The organism is Winogradskyella vidalii (assembly GCF_013403955.1).
GTDB classification, from domain to species: Bacteria; Bacteroidota; Bacteroidia; order Flavobacteriales; family Flavobacteriaceae; genus Winogradskyella; species Winogradskyella vidalii.
Genome location: NZ_JABFDG010000003.1, coordinates 323,571 through 336,225 on the forward strand (window position 1 = coordinate 323,571; position 12,655 = coordinate 336,225).

General features: G+C 34.2%; 10 protein-coding genes and 1 tRNA gene. 9 read left to right on the forward strand and 2 right to left on the reverse strand.

Annotated features, from left to right (window positions below; translation table 11 throughout):
* Positions 1–52: 52 nt before the first annotated feature.
* The 7 genes from HM982_RS10265 to HM982_RS10295 all read left to right on the forward strand — a co-directional run bounded on the left by HM982_RS10265 (position 53) and on the right by HM982_RS10295 (position 7,198).
* Complete coding sequence (locus HM982_RS10265; protein WP_179353066.1) at positions 53–799, forward strand: SDR family NAD(P)-dependent oxidoreductase; 747 nt, start codon at positions 53–55, stop codon at positions 797–799.
* A 105-nt stretch (positions 800–904) separates the two neighbouring features.
* Positions 905–1,885, forward strand: coding sequence for an alpha/beta fold hydrolase (locus HM982_RS10270; RefSeq protein ID WP_179353067.1), 981 nt, complete (start codon positions 905–907; stop codon positions 1,883–1,885).
* Positions 1,886–1,894: 9 nt separating this feature from the next.
* Positions 1,895–2,863: an alpha/beta fold hydrolase gene (locus HM982_RS10275; protein WP_179353068.1), complete on the forward strand. Its 969-nt coding sequence runs from the start codon at positions 1,895–1,897 to the stop codon at positions 2,861–2,863.
* A gap of 291 nt (positions 2,864–3,154) precedes the next feature.
* The gene (gene trxA / locus HM982_RS10280; protein WP_179353069.1) at positions 3,155–3,472 is read left to right on the forward strand and encodes a thioredoxin; all 318 of its coding nucleotides are present in this window, start codon (positions 3,155–3,157) and stop codon (positions 3,470–3,472) included.
* Between the two features lie 134 nt (positions 3,473–3,606).
* Entirely contained in the window at positions 3,607–6,096 is a 2,490-nt protein-coding gene (locus tag HM982_RS10285; protein WP_179353070.1) for a chondroitinase-B domain-containing protein, read from the forward strand.
* Between the two features lie 33 nt (positions 6,097–6,129).
* Complete coding sequence (locus tag HM982_RS10290; RefSeq protein WP_179353071.1) at positions 6,130–7,059, forward strand: DUF58 domain-containing protein; 930 nt, start codon at positions 6,130–6,132, stop codon at positions 7,057–7,059.
* Between the two features lie 65 nt (positions 7,060–7,124).
* A tRNA-Asp gene (locus HM982_RS10295) sits at positions 7,125–7,198 on the forward strand.
* A gap of 379 nt (positions 7,199–7,577) precedes the next feature.
* On the opposite strand, the gene HM982_RS10300 is transcribed toward HM982_RS10295, so the two are convergent.
* Positions 7,578–9,593: an FISUMP domain-containing protein gene (locus tag HM982_RS10300; protein ID WP_179353072.1), complete on the reverse strand. Its 2,016-nt coding sequence runs from the start codon at positions 9,591–9,593 to the stop codon at positions 7,578–7,580.
* A gap of 335 nt (positions 9,594–9,928) precedes the next feature.
* On the reverse strand, positions 9,929–10,753 hold the full coding sequence (locus tag HM982_RS10305; RefSeq protein WP_179353073.1) for a universal stress protein: 825 nt from the start codon (positions 10,751–10,753) through the stop codon (positions 9,929–9,931).
* 152 nt (positions 10,754–10,905) lie between these two features.
* Between HM982_RS10305 and rimP the strand changes: the two genes are divergently transcribed.
* Positions 10,906–11,370 carry a ribosome assembly cofactor RimP gene (gene rimP / locus HM982_RS10310; RefSeq protein ID WP_179353074.1) on the forward strand — a complete coding sequence of 155 codons (465 nt, stop codon included), beginning with the start codon at positions 10,906–10,908 and terminating at the stop codon, positions 11,368–11,370.
* Positions 11,371–11,382: 12 nt separating this feature from the next.
* A complete protein-coding gene (nusA, locus tag HM982_RS10315) occupies positions 11,383–12,615 on the forward strand; it encodes a transcription termination factor NusA (protein WP_179353075.1) in 1,233 nt (410 codons plus the stop codon).
* The last annotated feature ends 40 nt before the right edge of the window (positions 12,616–12,655 follow it).

The window sequence follows — 12,655 nt, forward strand, 5'->3', positions numbered from 1 at the left end:
ATAAACTAAGACAGACTTGTCTGTCTACAATTAAAAATTAAAGAAAATTATAATGAAAGAATTTGAAAACAAAGTAGCCTTAGTCATTGGTGGAACAAGCGGAATAGGTAACGCCACTACAAACGCCTTATTAGAAGGAGGAGCAACCGTACATGTTGTAGGTAGAGATACTGATAAAATTGCAGACGCACCAAACTTAGCAAAACACACAGCAAATATCTCTAGTACAACAGAAGTGGATGCTTTAATCGCTAAAATTGATGGTTTAGATAACTTAGATTATTTAGTAAATGCTTCTGGGATTTTTGGTCCTAAACCTTTTTTAGATCATACGATGGAAGACTACAATTCGTATTTAGATTTAAATAGAGGCTTCTTTTTTATCACACAAAGTGCTGCTAAAAAAATGAAAGCGACTCAAGGTGGCTCTATTGTAAATGTGGGCTCTATGTGGGCAAAACAAGCTGTTAAAGCAACACCTTCTACAGCCTATTCTATGCAGAAAGCAGGTTTACATTCGCTAACACAACATTTGGCTATGGAATTAGCAGACGATAACATTCGTGTTAATGCAGTGTCTCCTGCCTTAGTGAATACACCTGTTTATCATGGTGTTTTTGGAGGTGAAGAAGCGGCTAAAGAAGCCTTAGTTGGTTTTAATGGTTTTCATCCTATCGGTCGTTTTGGAGAGTCGGAAGATGTAGCTAATAGTATTATCTTTTTATTGTCAGACAAGGCTGCTTGGGTAACAGGTGCCATTTGGGATACCGATGGTGGAGTTATGGCTGGTAGAAATTAAAAACTAAAAATAATTATGGAGCCATAATCGTAACTAATTTCGGTTATGGCTTTTCTATTTTATAAGTTTTAAAATTATTTTGAGACTTAAATTTGAATTTAAACTATGAAAAATCCAGTCCTAATCTTAAGTTTTGTTTTACTGTTTATATCTTGTAAAGACGAGGTAACATCAGAAATAGATCGTGTTTCTAAAACAACAACATCAAAGGTAACAAGTGAAGAATCAGCATTAAAATATAAAATATTAGAGGTTAATGGAATTAACATTGCCTACAGGGAAGCCGGAAATGTGAATAACCCAACCATCGTTTTACTACATGGTTTTCCTGCATCATCATTTCAATACCGAAAAGTGTTAGCACAATTATCTGACGAGTTTCATTTAATTGCACCTGATTATCCTGGTTTTGGTAATAGTGATTTTCCAGATGTTGAAACGTTTACTTATACGTTTGATAATATTGCGATTACTATGGAGTCCTTTTTAGAGCAAAAAAATATTAATTCTTATGCCATAATGATTCAAGATTATGGCGCACCTATTGGATTTCGTTTAGCCACAGAGCATCCTGAACATATCACAGCAATCATCAACCAAAACGGAAATGCTTACGAAGAAGGTCTAGGAGAGGCTTGGGCCGGCATAAAAGCGCTTTGGAAACATAGAACTAAAGAAACCGAAGAGGCGCTATTATCTGCTTTTTCTTTAGAAGGATTAAAGTGGCAATACACACATGGTGTTAGAGATATCGAGACAGTAGACCCTGATAGTTATAACTTAGATTTCTTAAGATTGTCTAGACCAAACGCACATGCTGTAAATTTAAATTTGTTTTATGATTATCAAAATAACGTGAAGCTTTACCCAAAATGGCAGCAATATTTAAGAGACTATCAGCCACCATTATTAATAGTTTGGGGTAAAAATGATGCTTTCTTTCCTGAAAGTGGTGCCGAAGCGTTTAAAAAAGATGTAAAAGACATTGATTATAACATTTACGATACGGGACATTTTGCGTTAGAAGAAGATGGTGATGCTATTATTGAAAACATTAGAATCTTCATGAGAAATCAGAATAAATAAGCCTTTATAATGAAACAGTTTGTACTAATTTTAGTGATTTCAATTTCTTTATTTGGGTGTCAGAATACATCAGAAAAACAGGAGAAACAATTCTTTTTACCGCCAGCAACGACATATAATTATATAGAAATTGATAGTGTAAAACTGTTTTATAGAGAAGCAGGCGATAAAAGCAAACCAACAATTGTATTGCTTCATGGGTATCCGTCGTCCTCGCATTCGTACAGAAATTTAATTCCTATGTTGGCGACGTATTACCATGTGATAGCACCAGATAATTTAGGTTCTGGTTACAGTACGCATATAGATCCAGCAACGACGACGTATACTTTTGATTTGTTAGCAGATTATACAGAGAAGCTAATCCATACACTTCAAATTAAGAACTATGTAATGTACATGCAAGATTTTGGTGCTCCTGTGGGTTTCCGAATGATGATGAAAAATCCAAAACGGATTGAAGCTTTAATTGTTCAAAACGCAAATGCTTATTTAGATGGTTTAACACCTAAACGGCAAGATTTTTTTAGAACGGCACAAACCGATACGTCGCAAGTTAAGCACGATTTTTTATATAGCTTAACAGGCGAAGATGCTATAATAAATAAACAGTATTTGTTTGATTTGGATGCTACAAATATTAATATACAAAGTCCGGATGCATGGACGCATGATTTAGCATTTCTAAGCTCTGAGAAAGATAGAGAAATTCAGGTTCAGTTATTTCAAGATTATAATACCAATTTAATTCAGTATCCAAAATGGCAAAAAATGTTGAGAGAGACCCAACCAAAAACCTTAATTACTTGGGGTAAAAAGGACCTGAAATTCAATTATAAAGGAGCGGAAGCTTATTTAAGAGATGTGCCAAATGCAGAGCTACACTTATTAGATGCAGGCCATTTTGCAGCAGAAGAAAAAACAAGAGAAATAGGAAAACTCATTATAGAGTTTTTGTTTCATAACGGTATAGAATAATAGACCTAAAAAAGTAAATAGTATTTGGAGCTTATAATTAAGTTTAAAGGCTTGTAGTTATCCTGAATTTGCGCAAAGGATGGAAGCAGCATCCTTTTTTGCCATTAAAAGCAAAAAAGATATAGCGGACAGCCTGGTTTAATGCGCCCAAAATCTTATATATAAGTCGTCTATTTAGCTATAACCAAAACATATACAGGCTTTGTAAGGTTTCATAAATATTTTGACTAATTTTGTAATTCCATTTAACGATGGAATAAAAGAGAAGTACAATATTAAAAAATAAATATTATGGCATTAGAAATAACAGATGCAAATTTTGAAGAAACAGTATTAAAAAGTGAGAAGCCAGTAATGGTTGATTTTTGGGCTGCATGGTGTGGACCTTGTCGTATGGTTGGACCAATCATTGACGAAATCAGTACAGAATACGATGGTAAAGCTGTAGTTGGTAAGGTTGATGTAGATGCAAACCAAGAATTTGCTGCTAAATATGGTGTTAGAAACATCCCTACAGTATTAATTTTTAAAGATGGTGAAGTTGTAGGTCGCCAAGTTGGTGTAGCTCCAAAGAATGCGTATTCAGACGCTATTGACGAGCTTTTGTAATAGCTACAATACAAGATGTTTAATCCTAAAAATAGACCTTAATATTTTTAGGATTAAGCATTAATTTTTTTTCTCTTCTTCGTAGGATTTTTTATAATTCATTATTTTTATAAAATTATACCTAATCCTACCTTATGATTTATAAAATCACTTTCTTTAAACTCCTTTTTTTAGCTTTTTTTTCGATTGGTAATGCTCAAATATCTTCAGTCGAAGCCATTCAAAATGCATTAAGCTCAGCCACAGAAGGTTCAATAATCACGATTGAAAATGGTACCTATAGTAATGGCGATTTTTCAATTGAAGCGAATGGGACTTTTACGAATCGTATAACTATTCAGGCACAAACACCAGGCGGAGTTATTTTTGACAACTGCCGTATAAAAATGGGAGGGACTTATATAACTCTGACAGGGGTTGTTTTTTCGGGTACTTATAATTTTAGCGAGTTTGGTGCTAATTCTTATGTAATTTCATTTAAAAATATTTCAGAGTGTTCCAATTGTAAAGTGTCTCAGGTTAAAATTGAAGACTATAATCCGCCTTCTAATACCAGTGATTTACGTTGGATTAGAGTTTATGGTCAGGATAACGAGATTAGTTACAATACCTTTATCAATAAAGACTGTCTGGGGTCTATGATTTTTAATCAGCGAAGTTCTGGTATTGAAGACCGCATGAAAATTCATCATAATTATTTTGCCTTCAGAAATCAGGTGGGTATTGCCGATGAATATAATGATGTTGACGTAATTAGAATTGGTGATAGTAGCCAGTCGTTATCTGATTCGTCTTCCGAAGTTTATGATAATTATTTTTACGAAGTTAAAGGTGGTGAACCTGAAATTATCGCCAATAAAAGTGGTAATAACCAATACTACAGAAACACATTTGAAAATTATTTAGGCGCCTTATCGCTTAGACATGGCAATGGATGTTCAGTTTATAATAACTTCTTTCTAAACGATGGTAAAGATGAATCTTACTTTAATGGTGGTATTCGAATTATTGGTGAAAATCATAAAATTTATAATAATTATATTCAAGGAACAAACGCTACAAAACAAAATTCGTCTAGCAAAGGTGGTGGACTAGGAGCTATAAATATTTCAGCAACGCAATCAAATAATGACCAACTTAGCGGTTATGGGCCAATTCACAATGTAATGGTCGTTAATAACACTATTGTTGATTGTGATTTAGGCATAAGAATAGGCGTAGATACTGGAGGTTCTGGTCAGAATGTAGCTCCCAATGATATTATTGTCGCTAATAATCTCATTGTAGATTGTGAGGTGTATGTAGAGACTGAGCGACCTGCAACCAATTCAGTTTTTGAAGGTAATTTGTATGATACAGGTATTGGAGATGCAGCAATAGGTTTTGCAATTGGCTCAGGGTTTTTGGAAAGTGAATTAAATACCGATGGCATTTATGCGATTGCTAATTCTAGTCCTGCAATAGATGGTTCTATAGGAACGCATGGTCAGGCTATTTTTAATGATGATGTTTTTGGCGGATTACGGTCAGGTGTATTTGATGTCGGTGCTCAAGAATATGGCGCTACAATAACAAACACCCCATACAAGCAAAGTGATGTTGGTGTGTCTGTAGGTTTCGGTGCTGCTGAAGGTCCAGTTTTAATGGCATCTGAATCTTTGTTGGTGTATGCAGGTCTTGGAGGCGATTTAAATGTTGAAATTATTACAGAGTCAGATACCAACTGGAATTTTGTGGATAATTTATCTTGGATTTCTTTAAGCAGTAATAACGGTGTAGGAGGAGACAATATTACCATTACAGCAACAGATAATTCTGATGGAACTGATAGAGAAGGAGCCATTACATTAACAGCAGACAATGGAGCAGCGCCTATTGTGATAAATATTACACAATCTACAGAAGCTTTTATTCCAGAAGAAATAGTTGTAGATGCTTCAGTTGGTGTAGGTACGGAAGAAGGTAAGGATAATGTAGCTACCGATTTTGCTCATGATGATGTTTATCCAATTACAAATGCCTATTATTGGTCTGCTAACCCAGAAGATGGGGAGGCTTCAATTACTTTCGATTTATCCTGTAACCACACTTTAACTGAAATAGGAATTCATTTTTTAAAATCTGATGAAAGAACAACTAATTTCGATTTGGCTGTTGCCGCAGATGGAAGTGACACATTTACGACAATTCTAGCGAATCAAGATTCTAGTATTGCGCCTCTAAGTGAGGAGCAATTGTTTAGCTTAGATAATAGCATTGCGCGCTATGTGAAAATCACAGGTTATGGTAATAGTTCTTCATCTTCAAACTGGGTAAGTATTGCAGAGGTTAATGTTTATGGTGATATAGCCTGTGATGATAGCTTAAGTAGTTCTGAATTTGAATTGCGTACAGCGAATCATATTCGTGTTTTCCCAGTGCCAGTTCATGGTGATGCATTAACGATTACTTCTTCAAAAATTGCCATTGGAGCTTTTGAAATATTTAACAGTTTAGGGCAAAATGTGATGACAATGCATGCAAATTATTCAAAAAATATAAGTGTAAATGTCGAGCAATTAAAACAAGGTATGTATTTTGTCGTTCTAGAAGGGCTTGGTACAGCAAAGTTTGTAAAGTATTAAGTCTAAATTTGAATAAGCACTATATAAAGCGCAATGAATTTACAACAAGAACTCAATAAAACAGGTGGATTTAAAAATCTTGAATTGTTAGCAAAACAAGTCGTAGAAGGTTTTATTGCCGGCATGCATAAAAGTCCTTTTCATGGATTTTCTGCCGAATTTGCTGAACATAAAATATACAATCCAGGAGAAAGCACTAAGCATATCGATTGGAAACTTTACGCTAAAACAGATCGTTTGTATACTAAGCGTTATGATGAAGAAACCAATTTGCGTTGCCATCTAATACTAGATAATAGTACATCGATGCATTATCCTGAAACGGCAGGAACTCAAGTTGATAATTTAAATAAAATTGCTTTTTCAGCTTTAGCCAGTGCCTCGTTGATGCATATTTTAAAAAAACAACGCGATGCGGTTGGTCTAAGTATTTATAGTGATAATTATGATTTTTATGCGCCAGAAAAGGGGAGCGAACGGCATCACCAGATGTTATTGCATAAATTAAGTGAGGCTGTAATTTCTAAACCTGAGACTAAAACTACTGAAACCTATCAATATTTACATCAGATTGCAGAAAAAATGCATCGTAGGTCTTTAATTTTTGTCTTTACTGATATGTTTCAAACCTCAGAAGATGACGAAAAACTCTTTGAAGCATTACGACATTTAAAGCATAATAAACATGAAGTAGTCTTATTTCATGTGTTTGATAAAGAAAAAGAACTTTCTTTTGATTTTGACAATCGACCTAAACGTTTCATAGATGTAGAGACCGGTGAGTATATTAATTTGTATGCAGATAATATAAAAAATAATTACCAAAAATCTGTAAAAGAATACTTTACGGACTTAAAAATAAAATGTGGTCAATACAGAATTAAGTATGTTGAGGCTGATATTAATGCTGGTTTTAATAGCATATTAACGACGTACATGATAGAGCGACAAAAATTTATTTAATTTTTTTACTTTTTTGTTTGTCAAATTGAAAATGCGGTGTATATTTGCACTCGCAATTATGCAACGGTCTGGTAGTTCAGCTGGTTAGAATGTCGCCCTGTCACGGCGAAGGTCGCGGGTTCGAGTCCCGTCCAGACCGCTAAAATTGCAAAAAGAAGCTTCAAGAAATTGAGGCTTTTTTTAAGCATTATTCCCACTTCAGGTGGTGGTATGAAGATGTTGTGTTGTTCTAGGAGGAATCCTAGAGTAGTTGTAAGATTCTTAACGATTGTTGAGGACTTACCAATGAAAGGCTTTCCTTTTTTCTGAATAAGAAGATTGGGATGCTTTTTTGTTTTATAGCCTTTTTTTTAATCATCACACACGACTTTTGGGAGTGATTCTTGTACAAAACAAAAGCAGAACATATTTTAATATAATTAAGGTTAGGGCCTTAGTATATTAAATGTCCTGCTTTTTCAATATTCAGAAACTATGTTTCTTAGAGCTAACACAGTTGTTTTGTATTTATGGTGCTATTAGTCTAATAGGCATCGGCATGAGAATTTAAATTCTGTATTAGGAGAGGCTGTCGCAACGTTTTCATCTGTAGCACTTAGAACAACGTTGTTTTGGTCAGAGGTCCACCAGTATCCTAAGCCTGGAGAATTTCCATAAGAACCAGATGGCGGAGGGTAGGTCGTCCAAGAGCCTCCAGGTAATGCTGAAAAACCAGATTCGTTTGTTGCTCCAGTGTTTGGCGAGCTCCATAGGGTTGTAGATTTCATTTTGCCTCCAGCGATGTCGCTTCCGCCAAGATTAGTCACTAGTTCCTCCCATTCAAAGCTACTTGGTAAGTGTGTGCCATCAGGACAGGCACTGTTTGCAGCTGACCAACTGTATAATCGACCGTAAGTATCACAATTTTCAGTATTATTGTCATAACATGCGCCGCTTCCAGAATCATAATTTAAATTTTCAGCAAACCAAGTTTGATTTCCAATGGTGACTAAATTATATTCTTTTCCGTCTCTTGGGTCAATAAAAATGGTGCTTTCAGAAGTGGCATTAAAAGTTACAGGAGTTTGAATGTCTGCGCCATTAGCTTTTTTAACGGTAACTTCAACCGTTTGTGAAGGTGATGCATTACCCAGAGTCCAAATAGCTTGCGCTAGACCATTGCCATCAGTCATTACAGATGTTACACTTTCGTTTTCTACGGTTCCGTCACCTTCAGTTATTGTATAATATACAGGAACATTACTAATTGGGTTTCCTAATAAATCAGTTACTTTAACAACTAAAGGGTTGGTTAATGCTTCTTCTTGAGTTCCGTTTTGGCCATTTCCAGAAATAATTTCTAATGTTTTAGGTGCACTCCAAATCGTATCTTCAAAATTGTCAGTTCTAGAATATGGGGTAATATTATGATCCATAATAGTGATTATAAAGCCTGTTGTTAAGTCTAAGCCAACCTTTAACTCTGAATCCCAATCTAAAGAGGGTGAAGCAACATTTAAAGTGAAATCTTCAGTCATTTTAGGTTCGCAATAGGGACCAATAACACTGTATAATTTTACAGTGACTTTAGGAGTGATAGTTAAATTTTGTGCCAGGTTAACTTCTCCATTAAAATTGATGTCTTTTGGGGTGAGGTCTGAGTCTAAATCAAAATTTGCAGTCCAAATATCATCTTCGTGTTTAATACTAGATGTAAATGAGTAATTGTTTGTAAAGCCAGAAGTCACTGAAGCACTAGCATCGATTCCGGCATTTAGTTCAGCAATAAGTTCAGTGTTTATGGTAACAATCACTGGAGCACCACCTAATAATATGGTGATTTTTTTGTCAAAATCAATTAATGTGGTGCTAAATTCAGGTAGATTTACACTTCCGCTTGCATTTAACAATAAGTCACAATCAATTTCAAGTGTTGCATTATCTGTTTCAAAATTAAAGTAATCTAAACCACCGAATAATGTGTAATCTGCTTTAAAGTGTAGGCTAGGATTAAATTTAGCAGTACCACTTGTTATTTTAAACGTTAAACCACTATTGTCGTAAAGTGTTGTATTTGAGAAGTTATAATCGACACCATCGTCCATTACAGTTACTCCATTTTTAGCGTAATTGATTGTGATTTCTGAGTCTCTTCTATTGCCTGATCTAGAGCTTTCAGAAATATCTGATGTAAACTCTAAGGAGGCATTGTTAAAAAGATCATCTAATGTGGCTTGAGTTGTCTCAAGTGTTAAACTATTTCCGTTAGTGTCTATAGAAACAATTTTCCTCAGGAAACCTTCGCCTTCATCACCAACTATAATGTCATCGATATTGACTTCTGGTGGGTCATTTTCAAATTCTAAGATATAAATACCGTTAGATAAGTCTGTTTCGGAACTTATAAGGTCAGAATTTTCATTAGAAATTACCACTACATTTTCTGCAACTTCGGCGTCCTGTTGATTGGGATTTTCGTCAGAGGTGGTATTGTTGTCATCTTTTGAGCATCCAAAAAACAACAGTAAACTAAAAAAAATAGCAAGATTTTTCATAAACTAATAAGGTGTTGGTTAATAAAGGGTTAAATTTAGTAAGGGGAGTCTTTGTATAAAATACCCAATAGTAGGTATATTTTGAATCGTTTAAAATTCACTAATATGAAGATGTAGTATTTATTGGACACTAAGTTAGTCTCAAAACAGAAAGTGCTTTTATAGTATGAGTTACTATTGGGCGTGTGTTGTAATTAGTTTATGGGGGCTTAATTGTTGATTATTAGTTATTTGATTTCGTATAAAATCAAACTAAAATCAAGGGTTTTATGAAAAAAAATGCCTGACTATTTTTAAAATAATCAGGCTGTATAATTAAAAACAATTAAAATTAATTAGATTTTAAAAGTAATCACAGGTCGATTAGCGTGATTTACCAAATCTTCACTTATACTGCCATTAAAGAAATGAGCAATACCTTGTCTTCCGTGAGTGCTAATACCAATGAGGTCGGCATTAATATCTTTAGAAAAATTTAAAATTCCTTGTTCTACAAAATTATCATTGTGTATAGTAATGGTATAATTGTCATAAGTCTCTCCAGAAATAAAATCATCAATTTTAGATTTTGCTTCGTAGGATGTCATAAAATTGCTAGAGGTGATGACTAATAGCAAATGTATTTTAGATCCAAAAGCTTTTGCAAATTTTACGGCTTGCTTGTAAGTTTCTTTGTTGTCGTGCTCAAAATCTGAAGCAAATACAAAATCAGAGACTTCAAAACTTTGGTGTTCATTTTTTATAACTAAAACAGGGACTTCGGAGTTACGAACTACTTTTTCGGCATTAGACCCTACAAACATCTCCATCATGCCTGTTGCACCGTGAGACCCCATTATTATGATATCAATATTAAATTCCTTACAGGATTCGTTGATTTCGTTAAAGGTTATGTCTGCTTTAACAATATCATGTACGGTAATACCTTGCAAATAATCTTGTTCTATTAGCGTTTTAAATCGTTTTTGCGCTAACTGCATAAAGAATAAAGCTTCTGGGATATCGCTTCTTACTTTTCCTTGATCAGTTTGTTGTAAAGGAATTTCCATCATGTGTAATAAGTATATCTCAGCACCATGTTTTTTGGCAAGCATGGCAGCTACTTTTAGGGCGTTTTCAGCTTGATCCGAAAAATCGGTGGGGACTAATATTCTATTCATTGGTATTGGTTTATGTTAGTTCTTTAAATTTAAGAAAATTATTCCACATTACATAGCTTGTATAAAAAATTAAAATATTGTACATTTGCACCGTTGTTTACTAAAAATAAATAAGCGAGAGGACGAAAAGTCCTCTCTTTTTATATTAAAAAATGTTTAAGAAAACAGTAGAAAACTTACTTCAAACGGCCTTAGACGAAAGACAAGATTTGTTTTTAATAGATTTTAGTCTCTCGGCAGATAACGCAATAAAGATTATTATTGATGGTGATAATGGTGTTTTAGTAGAGGATTGTATGTTTATTAGCAGAGCTATTGAACACAATATAGATAGAGATGAACACGATTTTTCTTTAGAGGTATTATCCTCTGGAGCATCAACACCTCTAGTTATGCCAAGACAATATCATAAACACATTGGTAGAAATTTAGAAATAAAGACTTTAGATAGTCAAAATTTTGAAGGTGAGCTTACTGAAGTAAACAACGAAGACGTGGTTTTAAGCTGGAAAGCCAGAGAACCAAAACCTGTCGGAAAAGGAAAAGTAACTGTGGCTAAAACAGCAACGGTTGCTTTCAGTAATATTAAAGAAGCAAAAGTTAAAATAAAATTTTAATTCATATCAATTATGGAAAATGTAGCGTTAATTGAATCATTTTCAGAATTTAAGGACGACAAACTAATAGATAGAGTTACCCTAATGGCGATTCTTGAAGATGTATTACGTAATGCCTTAAAGAAGAAGTATGGTGATGACGATAACTTTGATATCATTATAAACCCAGATAAAGGTGATTTAGAAATTTGGAGAAACCGTATCGTTGTTGCAGATGGTGAGGTTGAAGAACCAAATCAAGAAATCGAATTATCTGAAGCTCAAAAAATAGAGCCAGATTTTGAAGTTGGTGAAGACGTTGCAGAAGAAGTGAAGTTAATCGATTTGGGAAGACGTTCCATTTTAGCTTTAAGACAAAACTTAATTTCTAAGATTCACGAACACGATAACACAAACATTTACAAGCACTTTAAAGAGCTTGAAGGTGATATTTACACGGCAGAAGTACACCATATCCGTCACAGAGCAATTATTTTGTTAGATGACGACGGTAATGAAATTATACTTCCTAAAGACAAACAGATTCCTTCAGATTTTTTCAGAAAAGGAGAAAATGTAAGAGGAATTATTGAAAGTGTTGAATTAAAAGGAAGTAAGCCGGCAATTGTAATGTCTAGAACGTCACCTATATTTCTTGAGAAATTATTTGAACAAGAAATACCCGAAGTGTTCGATGGTTTAATTACCGTTAAAAAAGTGGTGCGTATTCCAGGTGAAAAAGCAAAAGTAGCAGTAGATTCTTATGATGATAGAATTGACCCTGTTGGAGCTTGTGTAGGTATGAAAGGTTCTAGAATTCACGGTATTGTACGTGAGTTAGGAAATGAAAATATAGACGTTATTAACTATACCAATAATATTCAACTTTTTGTAACCAGAGCGTTAAGCCCAGCAAGAGTTACTTCATTAAAATTAGATGAAGAAAATATGCGCGCTGAGGTTTTATTAAAGCCAGAAGAAGTTTCTAAAGCCATCGGTAGAGGTGGTCACAACATTCGTTTAGCAGGCCAATTAACCGGTTATGAAATTGATGTCTTTAGAGAAGGTGCAGAAGAAGATGTAGAGTTAAAAGAATTCTCTGATGAAATTGAAGGTTGGGTAATTTCTGAATTTAGTAAAGCAGGTTTAGATACCGCAAAAAGTATTCTAGAACAAGACGTTGCAGATTTAGTGAAGCGTACTGATTTAGAAGAAGAAACCATCTTAGATGTCATTAGGATTCTAAGAGAAGAATTTGAAGAATAATAGCCTTATAACTTTAAAATGGTTTTAACACTTTTAAAGT